Source organism: Kitasatospora sp. NPDC058218, from assembly GCF_042882445.1.
GTDB lineage: Bacteria > Actinomycetota > Actinomycetes > Streptomycetales > Streptomycetaceae > Kitasatospora.
In genome coordinates, this window is the sequence record NZ_JBHVWC010000031.1 from 1 (window position 1) to 15,991 (window position 15,991).

At 72.5% G+C, this 15,991-nt stretch carries 16 protein-coding genes; 6 read left to right on the forward strand and 10 right to left on the reverse strand.

Annotation, left to right across the window (positions count from 1 at the left end; genetic code table 11):
• Nucleotides 1-48: 48 nt before the first annotated feature.
• Nucleotides 49-627 carry a hypothetical protein gene (locus tag ACFVYI_RS20565; protein ID WP_387887493.1) on the reverse strand — a complete coding sequence of 193 codons (579 nt, stop codon included), beginning with the start codon at nt 625-627 and terminating at the stop codon, nt 49-51.
• 184 nt (nt 628-811) lie between these two features.
• Nucleotides 812-1,609, reverse strand: coding sequence for an IclR family transcriptional regulator (locus tag ACFVYI_RS20570; RefSeq protein WP_387887495.1), 798 nt, complete (start codon nt 1,607-1,609; stop codon nt 812-814).
• A gap of 202 nt (nt 1,610-1,811) precedes the next feature.
• On the opposite strand from ACFVYI_RS20570, the gene aceB reads away from it, so the two are divergent.
• Nucleotides 1,812-3,464, forward strand: a complete 1,653-nt coding sequence (aceB, locus tag ACFVYI_RS20575) for a malate synthase A (RefSeq protein ID WP_387887497.1) — start codon at nt 1,812-1,814, stop codon at nt 3,462-3,464.
• A 140-nt stretch (nt 3,465-3,604) separates the two neighbouring features.
• Nucleotides 3,605-3,991, forward strand: a complete 387-nt coding sequence (locus tag ACFVYI_RS20580) for a gamma-glutamylcyclotransferase (RefSeq protein WP_387887499.1) — start codon at nt 3,605-3,607, stop codon at nt 3,989-3,991.
• Nucleotides 3,992-4,073: 82 nt separating this feature from the next.
• Here the strand turns inward: ACFVYI_RS20580 and ACFVYI_RS20585 are convergent, their stop codons facing one another.
• Nucleotides 4,074-5,090, reverse strand: a complete 1,017-nt coding sequence (locus tag ACFVYI_RS20585) for a helix-turn-helix domain-containing protein (RefSeq protein ID WP_387887502.1) — start codon at nt 5,088-5,090, stop codon at nt 4,074-4,076.
• A 55-nt stretch (nt 5,091-5,145) separates the two neighbouring features.
• Between ACFVYI_RS20585 and ACFVYI_RS20590 the strand changes: the two genes are divergently transcribed.
• Nucleotides 5,146-6,393: an MFS transporter gene (locus tag ACFVYI_RS20590; protein ID WP_387887504.1), complete on the forward strand. Its 1,248-nt coding sequence runs from the start codon at nt 5,146-5,148 to the stop codon at nt 6,391-6,393.
• A 163-nt stretch (nt 6,394-6,556) separates the two neighbouring features.
• Here the strand turns inward: ACFVYI_RS20590 and ACFVYI_RS20595 are convergent, their stop codons facing one another.
• The 7 genes from ACFVYI_RS20595 to ACFVYI_RS20625 all read right to left on the reverse strand — a co-directional run bounded on the left by ACFVYI_RS20595 (nt 6,557) and on the right by ACFVYI_RS20625 (nt 12,447).
• Entirely contained in the window at nt 6,557-7,942 is a 1,386-nt protein-coding gene (locus tag ACFVYI_RS20595; RefSeq protein WP_387887506.1) for an 8-oxoguanine deaminase, read from the reverse strand.
• 70 nt (nt 7,943-8,012) lie between these two features.
• Nucleotides 8,013-9,491 carry a nucleobase:cation symporter-2 family protein gene (locus ACFVYI_RS20600; RefSeq protein WP_387887508.1) on the reverse strand — a complete coding sequence of 493 codons (1,479 nt, stop codon included), beginning with the start codon at nt 9,489-9,491 and terminating at the stop codon, nt 8,013-8,015.
• 266 nt (nt 9,492-9,757) lie between these two features.
• Nucleotides 9,758-10,672: a factor-independent urate hydroxylase gene (pucL, locus tag ACFVYI_RS20605; RefSeq protein ID WP_387887511.1), complete on the reverse strand. Its 915-nt coding sequence runs from the start codon at nt 10,670-10,672 to the stop codon at nt 9,758-9,760.
• A 26-nt stretch (nt 10,673-10,698) separates the two neighbouring features.
• On the reverse strand, nt 10,699-11,034 hold the full coding sequence (gene uraH, locus ACFVYI_RS20610) for a hydroxyisourate hydrolase (protein WP_387887513.1): 336 nt from the start codon (nt 11,032-11,034) through the stop codon (nt 10,699-10,701).
• Nucleotides 11,035-11,094: 60 nt separating this feature from the next.
• Nucleotides 11,095-11,598, reverse strand: a complete 504-nt coding sequence (gene uraD, locus ACFVYI_RS20615; protein ID WP_387887515.1) for a 2-oxo-4-hydroxy-4-carboxy-5-ureidoimidazoline decarboxylase — start codon at nt 11,596-11,598, stop codon at nt 11,095-11,097.
• Between the two features lie 226 nt (nt 11,599-11,824).
• The gene (locus ACFVYI_RS20620) at nt 11,825-12,205 is read right to left on the reverse strand and encodes a helix-turn-helix domain-containing protein (RefSeq protein ID WP_387887518.1); all 381 of its coding nucleotides are present in this window, start codon (nt 12,203-12,205) and stop codon (nt 11,825-11,827) included.
• Nucleotides 12,202-12,447 carry a thiamine-binding protein gene (locus tag ACFVYI_RS20625; RefSeq protein WP_387887521.1) on the reverse strand — a complete coding sequence of 82 codons (246 nt, stop codon included), beginning with the start codon at nt 12,445-12,447 and terminating at the stop codon, nt 12,202-12,204. The genes ACFVYI_RS20620 and ACFVYI_RS20625 overlap by 4 nt, the downstream gene beginning before the upstream one ends.
• Before the next feature lie 224 nt (nt 12,448-12,671).
• On the opposite strand from ACFVYI_RS20625, the gene ACFVYI_RS20630 reads away from it, so the two are divergent.
• The 3 genes from ACFVYI_RS20630 to ACFVYI_RS20640 all read left to right on the forward strand — a co-directional run bounded on the left by ACFVYI_RS20630 (nt 12,672) and on the right by ACFVYI_RS20640 (nt 15,928).
• Complete coding sequence (locus tag ACFVYI_RS20630; RefSeq protein ID WP_387887523.1) at nt 12,672-13,541, forward strand: TIM barrel protein; 870 nt, start codon at nt 12,672-12,674, stop codon at nt 13,539-13,541.
• 38 nt (nt 13,542-13,579) lie between these two features.
• Nucleotides 13,580-14,467 (forward strand): 2-hydroxy-3-oxopropionate reductase, encoded by an 888-nt coding sequence (locus ACFVYI_RS20635; RefSeq protein ID WP_387887525.1) that lies wholly within the window; start codon nt 13,580-13,582, stop codon nt 14,465-14,467.
• A gap of 318 nt (nt 14,468-14,785) precedes the next feature.
• Complete coding sequence (locus ACFVYI_RS20640) at nt 14,786-15,928, forward strand: glycerate kinase (protein ID WP_387887527.1); 1,143 nt, start codon at nt 14,786-14,788, stop codon at nt 15,926-15,928.
• The last annotated feature ends 63 nt before the right edge of the window (nt 15,929-15,991 follow it).

A 15,991-nucleotide genomic window follows, 5' to 3' on the forward strand; every position in this document is an offset into this window, starting at 1 on the left:
GTGCTGGGCCGTCCTGGCCCAGCACGGTACGGCCCGGGCCGGCCCGGTTCAGCTCCGGGCGGTCTGCACCACCGAGAGCTCGAACGACTGCTTGTTGTTCGCCTCGTTCCGGTCGTCGTCGCTGCGCACCGCGACCCAGCCGGTGAGCGTGCTCGGGGCCGGGAGGTCGGGGGACAGCCGTACCGGGATCAGCGCCGTGGCGCTCTGGAACTTCGGCAGTCCGGCCGGGAAGACGCAGCGCACCCGGTGGCCGTTCTGGAACACGGAGCAGTTCTCCGGGAAGAACGGGCCCTCGGGCGTCACACCCTCCGGCAGGGTGACCACCACGGTGAACGGCGAGGCCGTCCGGTCCGGGCCGAGGTTGCCGACGAAGGCGTGCACCGTGGTGGTGCCGCCGGGCGCGGCGGCGTCCGGGTCGATCCGGACCACCTGGAGGTCGGAGTCGGACCGGACCGGCGCCGCGGCGGGCGCCTCGGCCGGTGCCGGCGCGGTGACGGCGCCGGCCGCCGGGTCCGGCTCGGCCACTGGGCAGGTGGCCCACGCGGGCCCGGCGGCCAGCGCCGTCACCGCGCACCCCACCGTCAGTGCCTTGCCGAGGAAACTGCGAACGGACCTTCTGCGCGACATCGTCGCTCACCCTGCCTCTGCGTTCCGGCGCCCCGCACCGTCGCGGGCCGCGTCCGCACCAGCGTGACCGACCCGCCCGCCGCCGCCGGGACGCCCCGCCCTCGGGCCGCTCGAACGGGGGAACCCCCGTTCGGGAAGCCGGGTGGTCCGACGACCCGTACGGACGAACCCCGGTGACGGCGGGTCAGGGGGCGAGGACCTGCCCCAGCCGGGCCGCGATCTGGTGCATCACGGGGACGAGCGAGGCCGCGCCCGCCTGCTCCTCCAGCGCCCGGATCCGGGCCTCCGGGCCGGAGACCGAGAGCGCCGTCGGGGTCGGCGCGCCGGGTACCGCGAGGGCGATGCAGCGCACCCCGATCTCCTGCTCCTGGTCGTCCACCACGTAGCCGCGCTCGCGCGCCTCCGCCAACTGGAGCAGCAGCTCCTGCGGATCGGTCACGGTGTACGAGGTGTGCGCCGGCAGCGGGTTGGGGCCGAGCACCGCCCGCGCCTCCTCCTCCGGCAGCTGGGCCAGCAGGGCCTTGCCGACGCCCGTGCAGTGCGGCTGCACCCGGCGGCCGACCTCGGTGAACATCCGCATCGAGCGCCGCGACTGCACCTGTCCGACGTACACCACCTCGCCGCCCTCCAGCACGGCCAGGTTGGCCGTCTCGCCGGTGGCCTCCATCAGTTCGGCCAGGTAGGGGCGGGCCCAGCTGCCGAGCAGTCGCCCGGCCGTCTCGCCGAGCCGGATCAGCCGCGGGCCCAGGGTGTAGCGGCGTGCGGTGTCCTGGCGGACATAGCCCTGCTGCACGAGGGTACGAACCAGGCGGTGGATGGTGGGCATGGGCAGCCCGGAGGAGGTGGAGAGCTCGCTGAGCGTCGCCACGCCGCCGGAGTCGGCCAGCGCCTCCAGAAGCACGAAGGCGCGCTCGACGGACTGCACACCGCCGCTCGCGCGGTCCGTACCTGTCGTCGATGCTGTGTCGGGGGTCGCAACCACCGGCGTTCCCTTCGCTGTCGGGGGAGGAGTAGAGTCCCAGCGATCACCTCAACAAACCGTTGAAATTCTGTATCGCGGAAACTAGTCTCCACCTTACAGAATCGAACCCGCCGACAGGCTGGGTTTCGGATCGGTTCAGATCAAGGAAGTTCCCACCGGAACTCCCTTCGCCATGCTCAACCGTCTTAGGAGTGTCCTGCTCATGGCTACAGATCAGGGACCCGCCGGCGCCTCCCCCGCCGCTCCGGTCGTCACTGTCGCCGGTCCGCGAGTCCATCGGGCCGAGGAGGTGCTCACTCCGGAGGCGGTCGCCTTCGTCGTCGGCCTCCATCGCGCTTTCGAGGGCCGCCGGCAGGAGCTCCTGGAGCGCCGCAAGACCCGCCGCGCCGAGATCGCCCGCGCCGGCACCCTGGACTTCCTCCCCGAGACGGCCGCCGTGCGCGAGGGCGACTGGACGGTGGCCGAGGCCCCCCGCGCCCTCCAGGACCGCCGGGTGGAGATCACCGGCCCCACCGACCGCAAGATGGTCGTCAACGCGCTCAACTCCGGCGCCCGGGTCTGGCTCGCGGACTTCGAGGACGCCACCTCGCCGACCTGGGAGAACGTGGTCGGCGGCCAGATCAACCTGATCGACGCCTTCGAGGGCCGGATCGACTTCACCTCCTCGGCCGGCAAGGCCTACACCCTCAGGCCCGCCGCCGAGCTGGCCACCGTCGTGGTCCGCCCGCGCGGCTGGCACCTGGACGAGAACCACCTGCTGGTCGACGGCCGCCCGGTCGCCGGGGCCTTCCTCGACTTCGGCCTCTACTTCTTCCACAACGCGGCGCGGCTGCTCGCGCGCGGCGCCGAGGACCCGAACTCCGGCCCCTACTTCTACCTCCCGAAGACCGAGAGCCACCTGGAGGCCCGGCTCTGGAACGACGTCTTCACGCACGCCCAGGCCGCGCTCGGCATCCCGCACGGCACCGTCCGCGCCACCGTGCTGATCGAGACCATCACCGCCGCGTTCGAGATGGAGGAGATCCTCTACGAGCTGCGCGACCACGCGGCCGGGCTCAACGCGGGCCGCTGGGACTACCTGTTCTCGATCGTCAAGAACTTCCGCGACGCCGGTGAGCACTACATCCTGCCGGACCGCAACACCGTCACCATGGCCTCCCCGTTCATGGCCGCCTACACCCGGCTGCTGGTGCAGACCTGCCACCGGCGCGGCGCGCACGCCATCGGCGGCATGGCCGCGTTCATCCCCAGCCGCCGCGACCCCGAGGTCAACGCGGCCGCCCTGGAGAAGGTCAAGGCGGACAAGGAGCGCGAGGCCGGCAACGGCTTCGACGGCTCCTGGGTCGCCCACCCGGACCTCGTCCCGGTCGCCCGCGCCTGCTTCGACGCCGTCCTCGGCGAGCGCCCGCACCAGAAGGAGAACCCCGGTCCGGCCGAGGCCGTCACCGCCGCGCAGCTGCTCGACATCGCCGGCGCCGGCGGCCACTGCACCCACGCGGGCCTGCACAACGCCGTCCAGGTCGGCGTCCGCTACATCGAGGCGTGGCTGCGCGGCCTCGGCGCCGTCGCCATCTTCAACATGATGGAGGACGCGGCCACCGCCGAGATCTCCCGCTCGCAGATCTGGCAGTGGATCCACAACGGCGTCGTGCTCTCCGACACCGGGGAGAAGGCCACCGCCGACCTGGTGCGCCGCCTGGTGGCCGAGGAGCTCGCCGGGCTCCGGGCCGAGCTGGGCGACGACGTCTACGCCGGTGGGCGCTGGCGCGAGGCCGCCAAGCTCTTCGAACAGGTCGCCCTGGCCGAGGACTTCGCGGACTTCCTGACCCTCCCCGCGCTGCCCCTGCTGGGCTGAGCCCAATCTATCCGCGCGCGCAGCCGCAGCCGCCTGCCGGCTTGTAGCACTCGGCGCGCCCCTTTGCTCCGTTCCGTACGGCGACGAATCCACCTGTCCTCTCGTCGCCGTACGGAACGGCCATGTCCGGAGGAACCCTCGTGGCACGCATCTTCTTCAACGGCCAGGCCATGGTCGGCGGCCCCTTCCACGCCTCGGTCGCCGACGCGCTGGTCGGCCCGGTCCGCACCGCGCCGGGCTACCGCTTCTTCTCCATCGGTGACGTCTGCCCGGGCCTGCTCGCCGACCCGGGCGTCGACACCGCGATCGAGGGCGAGCTGTACGACATCACCCTCGAACACCTTCGCGACGTGATCCTGCCCGACGAGCCCCGTGAGCTCGAACTCGGCGTCATCACCCTGGCCGACGGCACGCCCTGCCTCTCCATGCTGCTCGCCCGCGGCGAGGTCGACCGCGGCGTCCACCGCGAGATCACCGGGTACGGCGGCTGGCGCGCCTATCTCGCCACCCTCGGCCGCACGGCCTGAACCCGCCCGGGGTCGGCGAACGTCCGGCGGACGCCGAAGGGCGCCGACCGGACTCCGTCCACCCGGGCCCCGTCACCCGTCGTCACCCGTCCCCGCCCGCGGCCAGCGCGTCGCCGAGCCGGCTGCGCCGGTACAGCACGCGGTGGCCGTGCCGGGTGCGGTCCAGCAGGCCCGCCGAGGCGAGCGCGCCCAGGTGACGGCTGACCGCGCCCGGTGTGACCCCGAGCCGCTGGGCCAGCTCCGTGGTGCTCGCCGGGACGGTCAGCATCGCCAGCAGCCGGGCCCGCGGCGCTCCGATCAGCCCCTCCAGGGCTCCGCCCGCCCGCTCCGGCCGCTGCGGGCCCAGCCCCTCCGCCATCGTCGCCTTGCCCCGCGCCGGGTAGCAGACCAGCGGCGGCCCCGCCTGGGTGACGTCGGTCTGCGCGCCGAGCCCGAACAGCGTCGGGATCAGCACCAGCCCCCGCCCGGCGACGTCCACCGTGGTGCCCACCGCCTTCACGGCGGGGTGCGGGTCGACGAGGCGCAGCACCCCGGCGTGCCAGGTCAGCCTGTCGTCGAGGTCGGCGAAGAGCCCCTCGGCCCCGCGCTCCGAGAGCATCCGGCCCCGGTGGGCGATGTCCGCCTCCAGCACCGACCGGGCCCGAGGCCACCAGGCGGGGGAGAGGCAGCGCGTCCAGTACGCGTCCAGTGCCTCGGCCACCCGGGCGGTCAGCGCCGCCGGGTCGTCGATCAGCGCGGCCAGTACCGGCGGCAGCGGGCTCGGCGTCCCGCCGCCCCGGTACGCCTCCAGCACGTCGGCCCGCACCACCTCCGCCGGGGTGGCCGCCAGTCGCGCCAGCTCGGCCGCGAAGTCCGGGCGCGGCCCGGCGGGCCGTGGCGTGAGGAAGTCCGGCACGAAGCCGACCGGCGCGATCATCGACTCCAACAGCTCGGTGTCCAGCGTCTCGTAGCGCTCCTGCCAGCCGGCGATCCACGGCTGCTGCTCCGGGTAGCGGCCCGGTGAGCGGCGGGCGCGCATGCTCAACACCGTCTCCTGCAGGGCGGAGTAGCCGAACCAGGTGGCGGCGAGGTCGTCGACGCCCAAGCGGAACTCGAACATTGACCGTAACGGTAAATGAGTTCCGCCGCTCCGGGAAGCCCGCTGTCCTACTGCCATGACTTCCACCGCGGTGCCCCCCACGGGCGTTCGCCGGCTGCTGCCGGCCGACCCACTGCTGCGCAGGCTCGCCCTGATGAGCCTGGTGAACACCGTCGGCAACGGCCTGTTCGTGACGGTCAGCGTGCTGTTCCTGACCCGTTCCGTCGGCCTGACGCCCGGCAAGGTGGCGCTCGGGCTGAGCATGGCCGGTGTCTGCGGGGTGTTCGCCGGGGTGCCGATGGGCCGGCTCGCCGACCGGGTGGGCGCCCGGCGGCTGCTGACGGTGGTCGGGCCGCTGGAGGCGGTCGCCGTCGTCGGCTACGCGTTCGTGCACTCGTTCGCCGCCTTCGTGGCGCTGGCCTGTGTGGCGACGGTGCTGGAACGCGGCGCGGCGGCGGTGCGCAGCGCGCTGATCGCCCGGATGCTGCCGGCCGAGAGCCAGGTGCGTTCGCGGGCGCTGCTGCGCTCGGTGATGAACGCGGGGCTGGTGATCGGGTCCAGTGGTGCGGCGTTGGCGCTGCAGTCCGACAGCTACGCCGGGTACGTCGCCGTGATGGTGCTGGACGCCCTGAGCTTCCTGGGTGCGACGGCGCTGCTGGCCGGCCTGCCGACCGCGGGGGTGACGGTCCGTCAGGAGGGGGGCCCGGCGGGCTCCGTCCGGCGGCGCACGGCGCTGCGTGACCGCCGCTACCTGGTGATCACCGCACTGCACGCGCTGCTGGAGCTCCAGTTCGCGGTGCTCACGGTGGGGATCCCGCTGTGGATCGTGCTCGCGACGGACGCTCCGGCGGCGGCCGTCGCCGCCGTCAACGTGGTCAACTGCCTGCTGGTGGTGGTGTTCCAGGTCCGCGCCAGCCGCGGTGTGGCCGACGTCCCGTCCGCGGCCCGGGCCTGTGCCCGGGGCGCTCTGCTGCTGGGAGCGGGCTGTCTGCTCTACGCGGCGGCCGCGCACGGTTCGGCCGCCCTGGCGGCGGGGGCGATCCTGGCCGGGGCGCTGGTGCACAGCCTCGGTGAGCTGCTCACCTCCGCCGGCGGTTGGACGCTGAGCCTGGACCTGGCCGATCCGCGGGCCCACGGCGAGTACCAGGGGGTGTTCATGAGCGGCCAGGCGGCGGCTCACGTGATCGGCCCGCTGGTGGTCGGCCTGACCGTGGTCGATCACGGTCAGGCCGGGTGGGCGGTCCTGGCGGGCGTCTTCGTGCTCGCGGGCGCCGCGCTCCCGGCGGCGACCCGGGGGGCGGAGCCACCGGCCGTCGCCCACTGATCGTGCGGCCCGCTCCCCACGGGGGTGGGAGCGGGCCGCCGGGCACGCCACAGCCCCGGACCCTCGCCGTGGGTCCGGGGCTGTGGTCCGTGTGCCGCCCCGAGGAGCCGGCTCACGGAGTCCGGGTGACGCACCGTCCCTGGGCGGCCCGGAGCTCAGGGGGTCACACGGGGCGGGCGGCGAGCTCCTTGGCGGCACGGGCGCAGGCCTGGGCGATCCGGTCCTCGTTCACCGTGGTCAGCTGCCCCTTCTCGACGACGGCGTTGCCGTTGACGAAGAGGGCGGCCAGCGGCGGCAGGGCGCCGAGGGTGAGGGCGGCGATCGGGTCGGCGATCGAGGAGTGCATGATGCCATCGATCTTCCACAGGGCGAGGTCGGCCAGCTTGCCGACCTCGATCGAGCCGATCTCGTTGTGCCGGCCGAGCACCCGGGCGCCGCCCATGGTGCCCAGACGCAGCGCCTGGCGGCCGGTGAGCGCGGTCGGGTAGCCGTGCAGGCGGTTGATCAGCAGGGCGTTGCGCAGCTCGGTGCCCAGCTCGCCGGACTCGTTGGAGGCGGTGCCGTCCACGCCGAGGCCGACCGGGACGCCGGCCTTCAGCATGTCGGGGACGCGGGCGATGCCGGCGGCCAGGCGGGCGTTGGAGGACGGGCAGTGCGCGACGCCGGTGCCGGTCTCGGCGAACTTGGCGATGTCGGAGTCGTTCATGTGGACGCAGTGCGCCATCCAGACGTCCTCGCCCAGCCAGCCCACCGACTCGAAGTAGTCGGTCGGGCCCATGCCGAACAGCTCCTTGCAGAACGCCTCCTCCTCGGCGGTCTCGGAGCCGTGGGTGTGCAGCCGGACGCCCTTGCGGCGGGCCAGCAGGGCGGCCTCGCGCATCAGCTCGGTGGAGACCGAGAAGGGCGAGCAGGGGGCGATGGCGATCTGCAGCATCGAGTCGAAGGAGGCGTCGTGGTACCGGTCGACGGCCGCCTCGGAGGCGATCAGGATCTCCTCGGTGTTCTCGACCGCGTGGTCCGGCGGCAGGCCGCCGTCCTTCTTGCTGCGGTCCATCGAGCCGCGCAGCGCGGTGAAGCGCATGCCGAGCTCCTGGACGGCCTCGATCTCGGCGCCGAGGATGTCGCCGCCGTCCTTGGGGAAGACGTAGTGGTGGTCCGACGCGGTGGTGCAGCCGGACTTGAGCAGCGCGGCGGCCGAGCCCTGGGCGGCGGCGTGCACGAGCTTGTCGTCGATCCGGGCCCAGGTCGGGTAGAGGGCGACCAGCCAGTCGAAGAGGATGTTGTCCTGGGCGAGCCCGCGGGTGATCCACTGGTAGAAGTGGTGGTGGGTGTTGACCAGTCCGGGGGTGACGAGGTGGCCCTCGCCGTTGATCCGGCGTACCACGTTGTCCAGCCACTGCGGGGCGGGGCCGTCGCCGACCGACTCGATCCTGTTGCCGAGGACGACCACGTGGCCGCGGGCGTACTCGGTGTCGTTGGCGTCGACCGTCGCGATCGCGACGTTCTCGATCACGATCCGCTGGTCGGCGGGCGGGGGCTGGACTGCCATGGCGTTACTCCTATGGGGGGAGGGTTGACGGAGGGCGCGCGATGAGCGGCACGCGCCCTCCGACAACCGGTCAGGACGGTGTCGCCGTCGGCACCGTCGTGGCGGGGGGCCCGTCGGTCGGCGACCGACGGGCGACTCCGACGTGGTGGAAGAGCAGGTTGAGCAGGACGGCCATCACGCTGCCGGCCGAGATTCCGGAGTGCAGGAGGGTGCGGACGGACTCCGGGAACGCGTCGTAGAAGGTCGGCGCCGCGATCGGGATGATGCCGACCCCGAGCGCGACCGACACCAGGATGGTGTTGGAGCTGGACTCCATGCCGGCCTCCGCGAGGGTGCGGATACCGCTCGCCGCGACCGTGCCGAAGAGCACGATCCCGGCACCGCCCAGGACGGGCTGCGGGACGAGGGAGACGACCGATCCGAGCACCGGGAAGAGTCCGAGCATGATCAGGATGCCTCCGCCGGCCGCGACCACGAAGCGGCTGCGGACCTTCGTCAGTGCCACCAGCCCGATGTTCTGGGCGAAGGCGCTGGCGGCGAAGCCGTTGAAGACCGGGCTCAGCGCGGTGGCCAGCCCGTCCGCCCGCAGGCCGGCGGCGAGCGTGGGTTCGTCGGCCTCGCGGTCGACGATCTTCCCGAGCGCCAGCATGTCGGCGGTGGACTCGGTCATCGAGACCACCATGACGATGCAGAGCGAGAGGATCGCGGCCGCGTCGAAGACGGGGGCGCCGAAGTGGAACGGGGACGGGAGCGCGAAGACCTTCGCGTCCTGCACCGCCCCGAAGTCGGCCAGGCCCAGCGGGAAGGCGAGCAGGGTGCCGATCGCCAGCCCGACGAGCAGGGAGAGCTGTTGCCAGAAGCCGCGCAGCAGCCGGTTGCAGAGCACCACCGCGACGAGGGTGATCGCGGCGAGGCCGATGGCCCGCATGGAGCCGAACCCGGGCGCGCCCGGCGAACCGCCGCGCGCCCAGTTGACCGCCACCGGCAGCAGGGACACCCCGATGAGGGTGATCACGGTGCCCTGGACGACCGGTGGGAAGAACCTGATCAGTTTGCAGAAGTACGGCGCCGCGAGGAAGCACAGGAGCCCCGCGACGATCACCGCTCCGAAGATCACCGGGAGGGCGTCCTTCGGTCCGTGCTCCTTGGCTATGGCGATCATGGGCGCGACGCCCGCGAACGAGACGCCGTTCACGAACGGCAGCCGCGCGCCGATCTTCCAGATGCCGAGGGTCTGCAGGAGGGTGGCCAGTCCGGCGGTGAACAGGCTGGCCGAGATGAGCAGGGCGAGCTCGGTGGGGGAGAGCCCCACGCCGGCGCCGACGATGAGCGGGGGAGCGACGACTCCCGCGTACATCGCGGCGACGTGCTGCAGTCCGGTGGAGATCAGTTTCACCGGCGGCAGCAGCTCGTCCACGGGGTGGACTCCCGGCCCGGAAGGGGTGTCGGGGAGGTTGGTCGACACACCGTCCGGACCGGGTGGCCCGTGGACGATGTCCCGGTCGGGGGTGGAACCGCCGTCTGAGGTGCGGGTGGAGCGAAGTGCCATGTCGAGCCCCTCTTGTGCCCTGGCTCTCGGCGCGCCCGCGGCGCTGGAGATCCCCCGAGGGCGGGACGGCGGAACAAGGATCCCTCGGGACGCTTCTCCAGCACCCCGGGCCGGCCGCCGCGAGGCGGGCACGATCTCCGGTGGGTGGGGGGTGGAGAAACTTCTGGTGCAGGAGTTACGGGTACTGCGAACCGTCCGGCACCAGCCGGCCGTGGGAGGCCGGAGGGTGCGGTGGTGCCGGGCGGGGTTCATGGGGTGGGGGGCGGTCAGGCGACCGGGATCACCGGGACGACGCCCTCGCGGTGCACGGTGCCCTCGATCAGGCCGTACATCCGGTCGGCGGCGTAGTAGACCTCGTTGTCGTTCTTGAGGCCGAACGGCGCCAGGTCGACCAGGAAGTGGTGCTTGTTGGGCAGTTCGAGGCGTACCTCGTCCACCTCGGCGCGGTTGTTCAGGACCCGGGTGCCCATCGAGTGCAGGGTCTGCTGCAGCGAGTAGGAGTAGGTCTCGGCGAACGCCTCCAGGAGGTGCCGCTTCACATGGGTGTAGGAGCGGTTCCAGTTGGGCTGGGCCTCGTCGTCCCGGCCGTCGAAGCCGTACTTCCACCGCGCCGTCACCTGGGTGGCGAGGATGCGGTCGTAGGCCTCCTGCAGGGTGGTGTACTTGTCCTTGATGTAGCCCCAGAACTCCGAGTTGGTGGAGTTCATCACCACGAGGTCCTTCAGGCCCGAGATGACCTGGACCGTCTCGCCGTCGTAGGTGATCTCGCTGGTCCTGGTCTCCTGGCCCTGGCGGACGAAGGAGTGGCCGACCTCCTCGGAGCCGATGAAGCGGGCCGAGTTGTCCGGGGTCCGGATCCGGTCCCAGGTGTACTCCTCGATCCGGATCCGGGCGCGGTGGATCGGCTCGTTGTCGTCCACGAAGTGGCGTGCCAGCGCGATGCCGAACTGCTCCGCGGACTCGATCCCGTACTCCTTCGCGAAGGCGAAGACGGTGTTCTTGGTGGTGTCGGTGGGCAGGCAGTTGGCGTTCGAGCCGGTGAGGTGGACGTCGTCGAGGTCGCCGGAGAGGGCGACCGAGACGTTCAGGTCCTTGATCTCGTGACGGGTGCTGTCACGGTAGACGCGGACGATGCGGTTCTCCGCCTTGCCGTACTGGTTCTGACCGAGCACGTGGGCCATGACAGGCTCCCAATCAATCAAGCGGTCTAGCTTCCGCGGTAGACCGAGTATCCGAACGGGTTCAGCAGCAGCGGCACGTGGTAGTGGTGCTGCGCGGGCGCGACCGTGAAGACGATCGAGACCTCGGGGAAGAACGGCGGCTCCTGCGACGTGCGCGCGTAGTACGCGGTGGTGTCGAAGAGCAGCCGGACGACCGAGCCCGCCTCCGCGGCCGGCAGGTCCTTGGCCCGGCCGTCGGAGTCCGTGGCGGAGGTGCCGAGCACCTTCCAGCCACCCTCGGTGTGCAGTGCGAGCTCGACCGGGACCCCCTCGGCCGGGCGGCCGAGGCTGGTGTCGAGCACGTGGGTGGAGATGCCAGTCATGGGTGAAGTGACCTTACTGATGGCAGGTGTGACGATGCGTCGAACCTACGTGACGAGACGTCAGTTCTCGTCGAGCAGGCGGTTGATCCGAATGTCGTTGATCTTGCGCAGCTCGCCCCGGACGATCTCCGCCTCGGCGGCGGTGTCGTTGGGGAAGCGTTCCCGCAGGGCGGCGAGCATGGTGTCCGCGGTGCGGCCGGTGGCGCAGATCAGGAACACGTGGCCGAACTTGGCCTCGTAGGCGGCGTTGGCCTCGTGCAGCTCGTCGAGGAGTGCGGTGTCCACTCCCCGGATGCCGGCCTGCTCGCGCTCGGAGGTGGCGTCGCCCGCCTTGGGCGTGCCGATCCGGGCGTGGCCGGCCATCGCGTCGTGCAGGTCGGCGACCGTCAGGGCGGCCATGGCCGCCGCGTTGGCGTCGAGCAGGGCCGCGCGGTCGGACCAGGGTCGGGCCGATGCCACGGCGTCGGCCCAGGTGGTGCTGGAGCAGACCTCCAGCAGGATCTCCCTCAGCTCGGCGGCGTCGGCCGCCGCCAGGGCGTCAAGGGCGTGGGGGTGGTTGGTCACGGGTGGACCTCCTGAAGAGTGGTGCCACCCGCACAAGCTAGATCCACCCAACCGGGCCGTCAACACTTTGTTGAACGGTTGGTGGTTACGTTTTGAACCGCGCCCGGTTACCGGGCCGTTTCGTGTGCGATGAGACAAGTGTGCCCCGCCGGGGGCTGGTGAAGACTGGCCCGGCCGGCGGGGTTCACCCGGCCGGCCGTGTCGGCCGGACTCCGGTGTCGCACGCTCAGCCGGACTTCGTGCCGTCCTGGCGGTTGAGGTAGTTGTACACGGTGAAGCGGCTCACGCCGAGCGCCGAGGCGACCGTCTCCACCCCGTGGCGGACGGTGAAGGCGCCCCGCTCCTCCAGCAGGGCGACCACGCGCTGCTTCTCCCAGCGGTCCAGCTCGGCCAGCGGCCGGCCGTCGAACTGGCGGGTCATCTCGGCCAGCAGCCGGTCCAGCGCACTGCTCAGGTGCGGCAGCCGGACGGCCAGGGCCGGGGTGCCCTCCCACTCCAGCAGGACGTCCTCGGACTTCGCCTCCGCCAGCGGTACGGGCGTCGCGCCGACGGCGTCCAGCAGTGGCTTGATCGCCACGGCGAGCGGGTGGTCCACGTGCTCGGTCACGGCGTACCGCCCTCCTCGCCGAGCACGCTGACCTGGACCGAGATCCGGGTCGCGCCGGCGTCCAGGGTCTCCCGGAGCAGCTTGGTCACGGCGGCCAGGACCTGGTCGGCCTCGCCCTCCGCGCCGGTTCCGAAGGGGCCGACCGCGACGGCCAGGCCGGCCTCGTCGACCACCTTCCGGGCCGCCACGGCGTGCTCCGGGAACGTGTCCAGTTCGAATGGTTCTGTCGTGAACTCCACCATCAATCGCACCTGCTCACTGTAGCGAGCGGGGGTGCGCCCGGTCATCGGGCGGTCGGTGGCTGGTCGATCGAACAGGGCGGGCCCGGGGTCGGGGGTCGGTTTCGGCCGCTTCAACAAATTGTTGCGACGCTCTTGACACCCGCTCGACGCGGCGGACATGCTTCCACCAAGCAGAATCGCTCTTCCGGATCGTGGAAGTTGCGGATAGACGGAAGAGATGAGAGGTGATTGACGTGACTGCCGCCGCCGCGCACAGCTTCACCGTCAACCTGTCGATCCTGTTCGGTGAGCTCCCGCTCCTGGAGCGCCCGGCCGCCGCCGCCGCCGCCGGCTTCACCGCCGCCGAGCTGTGGTGGCCGTTCGGCGAGGAGCACGCCCCGTCCGAGGCCGAGCAGGACGCGCTCCGCAAGGCCTTCGGCGACGCCGGCGTGCAGCTCACCGGCCTCAACTTCCTGGACGACCTCAGCAAGGGCGCCCGCGGCACCGTCTCGGTCCCGGCCGAGAAGGAGCGGTTCCGGGCCAACGTCCCGGTCGCCGCCGGGCTGGCCGCCTCGCTCGGCACCACGGCGCTCAACGCGCTCTACGGCAACCGGATCGAGGGCGTGGACCCGGCCGAGCAGGACGCGCTCGCGCTGGAGAACCTCGTCGTCGCCGCGAAGGCCGCCCACGAGACCGGCGCGGTCCTGCTGATCGAGGCACTGAACAAGCCCGAGTCCCCGGACTACCCGCTGGTCTCCGCGGCCGCCGCGGTCGAGGTCGTCGACAAGGTCAACGCCGCGACCGGCCTGGGCAACGCGAAGTTCCTCTGCGACCTCTACCACCTGGCCAGGAACGGCGAGGACCTGGCGGCCGTCATCGACACCTACGCCGACCGCTTCGGCCACGTCCAGATCGCCGACACCCCCGGCCGCAACGAGCCCGGCACCGGCGAGCTGGACTTCGAGGACCTCTTCGCCCGCCTGACCGCCGCCGGCTATGGGCCGATCAGCGGCTCCGCCGCGGGCGGCCGGATCGGCCTGGAGTACCGCCCGGCCGGCGGTGTCAGCGCCGACAGCTTCGAGTGGCTGCCGCGCGAGCACCGCGCCGCGAAGTAGTCCCGACCCCACCCCTCCACGTACAAAGGAACGACGCGATGAGCCGCAAGATCGCCTTCATCGGCCTCGGCATCATGGGCAGCCCGATGGCCGCCAACCTGGTCAAGGCCGGCCACCACGTCACCGGCTACAACCTCACCCAGCCGCAGATCGACGCCCTGGTCGCGGCCGGCGGCCACGGTGCGAGCAGCATCGCGGACGCGGTGAGGGACGCCGAGGTCGTCATCACCATGGTCCCGGCCGACCCGCACGTCGAGCAGGCCATCCTCGGCGAGGGCGGTGTGCTGGAGAACGTGCGGCCCGGCACGCTCGTCATCGACATGTCGAGCATCACCCCGCAGACCTCGATCAAGGTGGAGGCCGCCGCCAAGGAGAAGGGCGTCCGCACCCTGGACGCCCCGGTCTCCGGTGGCGAGGCCGGTGCCGTCGAGGCGGTGCTGTCGATCATGGTCGGCGGCGCGGCCGAGGACTTCGCCGAGGCCAAGCCGCTGTTCGACGCGCTGGGCACCACGGTCGTCCACGTCGGCCCGGCCGGCGCCGGCCAGACCGTCAAGGCCGCCAACCAGCTGATCGTCGCCGTCAACATCCAGGTGCTGGCCGAGGCCGTGGTGTTCCTGGAGAACGCCGGGGTCGACCTCGCCGCCGCGCTGGACGTGCTCGGCGGCGGCCTGGCCGGCTCGACCGTGCTGAACCGCAAGAAGGCGAACATGCTGAACCGCGAGTTCGCGCCGGGCTTCCGGATCGACCTGCACCACAAGGACATGGGCATCGTCACCGACGCCGCCCGCGCCGTGGGCGCCGCGCTGCCGGTCGGCGCCGTGGTCGCCCAGCTGGTCGCCTCCGCCCGTGCCAACGGCGACGGTTCGCTGGACCACTCGGCGCTGCTGCGCGGCGTCGAGCGGCTCTCCGGCCGCGAGGTCAAGTAGCCCCCGCGGTACCACTGACTCCTCCTGGTGGCGTGTACCTATCCGGTCGTGCCCGCGCCACCAGGAGGCCAAGCCCGATCGGCAGGCGGGCTGGGGCTCATCCGCCTCCTGCCGATCGACCAAACCGGCGGCGCGCACTCCCTGTCGGGGGCACTTCGGTCGTGCCGCGCGCCGCCCGGCCCCCTCCCTCGCCGAGGGGAGCCTCTCGTACGTCGGAAGCGGGACGAGGGGAACGGCGGGGAGGGGGCCCACCCCGGCCCTACGGGGCACATGCTTGACGAAACAGCGCCAGAACCGTCCGGAAGTGAGGCCCGCACCATGCCCGCCACCCCCACCCAGGGCCATGTGGTCGTAGCTCCCGACAAGTTCAAGGGCACCCTGGAGGGCGCCGAGGTCGCCGCCCGGATCGCCGCCGGCATCCGCCGCGCCGCGCCCGGTGTCGAGGTCCGCGAACTGCCCGTCGCCGACGGCGGCGAGGGCACCCTGGCCGCCGCGCTGGCGGCCGGGTTCACCCGGATCCCGGCCAAGGTGGCCGGCCCCACCGGCCTGCCAGTGGACGCCGCGCTCGCCGTCCGGGGCGACACCGCCGTGGTCGAGCTGGCGCAGTCCTCCGGGCTGGCCAGGCTCCCCGGCGGCCGGACCGCCCCGCTCGCGGCCGGCTCCTACGGGGTCGGTCAGCTGATCGGCCGGGCGGTGGCCCTGGGGGCCAGGCGGATCGTGCTCGGCCTCGGCGGCAGCGCCTGTACCGACGGCGGCGCGGGCATGGTCCAGGCGCTCGGCGTCGGCCTGCGGGACGCCGACGGCGGCGAGCTGCCGCCCGGCGGCGGCGCGCTGCGCAAGCTGGCCCGGATCGACCTCGGACCGCTGGCCGACGTGCTCACCGGCGTCGAGGTCGTGGTGGCCTGCGACGTGGACAACCCGCTGCTCGGTCCGCGCGGTGCGACCGCCGTCTACGGGCCGCAGAAGGGCGCCGACGGCGACGACCTGGTGGTCCTGGAGGAGGGGCTGACCCGCTTCGCCGACCTGGTCGGCGAAGCCGTCGGCCGGGACGTCCGGGAGGCTCCCGGCGCCGGGGCCGCGGGCGGGGTGGGCTTTGCCGCCCTCGCCCTGCTCGGCGCCACCATGCGACCCGGCATCGAGTTGATGCTCGAACTGCTGGGTTTCGACGAGGCCGTGCGTGGGGCACGCCTCGTCGTGACCGGCGAGGGCTGCCTGGACGCTCAGACGCTCCACGGCAAGGCACCCGCCGGAGTCGCCGCGGCGGCCACTCGGGCGGGGGTTCGGGTGGCCGCCGTGGCCGGACGGCTGGAGCTGTCGGAGCGCGAGTGGCGCGCGGCCGGCTTCACCACCGCGTACGCGCTCACCGACCTGGCCGAACAGCCGGGGGACAGCATGACCCGCGCGGCGGAGCTGGCCGAGGTCGCGGGGGAGCGGCTCGCGGTCGCCTTGCTGAGCGGCTGAGCGGACCGTCCGGCCCGGCCGGCAGGACCGTCCGGCTCTCGTATCTTCCTACATTGACGTTTT

Bases quoted from the DNA above. Each gene is read 5' to 3' on its own strand.
- ACFVYI_RS20565 (WP_387887493.1), bottom strand. From the start codon at position 627: ATGTCGCGCAGAAGGTCCGTTCGCAGTTTCCTCGGCAAGGCACTGACG.
- aceB (WP_387887497.1), top strand. From the start codon at position 1,812: ATGGCTACAGATCAGGGACCCGCCGGCGCCTCCCCCGCCGCTCCGGTC.
- ACFVYI_RS20585 (WP_387887502.1), bottom strand. From the start codon at position 5,090: ATGTTCGAGTTCCGCTTGGGCGTCGACGACCTCGCCGCCACCTGGTTC.
- ACFVYI_RS20590 (WP_387887504.1), top strand. From the start codon at position 5,146: ATGACTTCCACCGCGGTGCCCCCCACGGGCGTTCGCCGGCTGCTGCCG.
- ACFVYI_RS20595 (WP_387887506.1), bottom strand. From the start codon at position 7,942: ATGGCAGTCCAGCCCCCGCCCGCCGACCAGCGGATCGTGATCGAGAAC.
- ACFVYI_RS20600 (WP_387887508.1), bottom strand. From the start codon at position 9,491: ATGGCACTTCGCTCCACCCGCACCTCAGACGGCGGTTCCACCCCCGAC.
- pucL (WP_387887511.1), bottom strand. From the start codon at position 10,672: ATGGCCCACGTGCTCGGTCAGAACCAGTACGGCAAGGCGGAGAACCGC.
- uraH (WP_387887513.1), bottom strand. From the start codon at position 11,034: ATGACTGGCATCTCCACCCACGTGCTCGACACCAGCCTCGGCCGCCCG.
- ACFVYI_RS20625 (WP_387887521.1), bottom strand. From the start codon at position 12,447: ATGGTGGAGTTCACGACAGAACCATTCGAACTGGACACGTTCCCGGAG.
- ACFVYI_RS20635 (WP_387887525.1), top strand. From the start codon at position 13,580: ATGAGCCGCAAGATCGCCTTCATCGGCCTCGGCATCATGGGCAGCCCG.
- ACFVYI_RS20640 (WP_387887527.1), top strand. From the start codon at position 14,786: ATGCCCGCCACCCCCACCCAGGGCCATGTGGTCGTAGCTCCCGACAAG.